The sequence below is a fragment of the Streptomyces carpinensis genome (assembly GCF_002154505.1).
Lineage (GTDB): Bacteria > Actinomycetota > Actinomycetes > Streptomycetales > Streptomycetaceae > Streptomyces > Streptomyces carpinensis.
Map to the genome: position 1 here is coordinate 1 of NZ_MUBM01000814.1, position 623 is coordinate 623.

A 623-nucleotide genomic window follows, 5' to 3' on the forward strand; every position below is an offset into this window, starting at 1 on the left:
GGCTCTGGTTCTGCTGGTGGTGAGTGGTCGGCCGCAGGTGGTGCAGGTGCCGGTCCAACACCTCAGCAGGTCCTGGAGTGTGTCCAGGACCTGGTAGAGGGTCAGGCCAGCGTGAGTACTTTTGGGTCGAGCCGCCGCAGGGTGAGGAAGGCCTGAGCGGCGGTGACGAGGGTGACGTGATGGTGCCAGCCGCGCCAGGTGCGGCCCTCGAAGTGGTCCAGGCCCAGGCCGTGCTTGAGTTCGCGGTAGTCGTGCTCGATCCGCCAGCGCATCTTCGCCCACCGCACCAGGTCGACGATCGGCGTGGTGGCGGGCAGGTTGCTCATCCAGTAACCGGTCGGCTCGTCGGCTCCTGCAGGTTGTTCGACCAGCAGGGTCCGCAGCGGCAGCACCCCGTTCCAGGGGTTGCGTCCGCCGGCCTGTTCCTGGGCCGTGCGGGAGGCTTCCTTGGCCGACGGCCGCACCTGCAGCACGGCGAAACGCGAGGTCATCACGCCCTTGCTGCCCTGTCGCCAGGCGACGTCCTGGAAACGGGTGTCGGCCTGGATGAACATGGTCAGGGGCCGCGCGGTCTGGCGGTAGCGGGGCAGCGTGGGCGGCCCCAGCCCGCCGTATGCGGGCTG

Annotated in this window: 1 protein-coding gene; it reads right to left on the reverse strand. The window is 69.3% G+C overall.

The genetic code is table 11. The features are described from left to right. Positions 1–101: 101 nt before the first annotated feature. Positions 102–623: transposase (locus tag BZY54_RS48960; RefSeq protein ID WP_143668489.1), on the reverse strand; the 522-nt coding region annotated here is incomplete at its 5' end.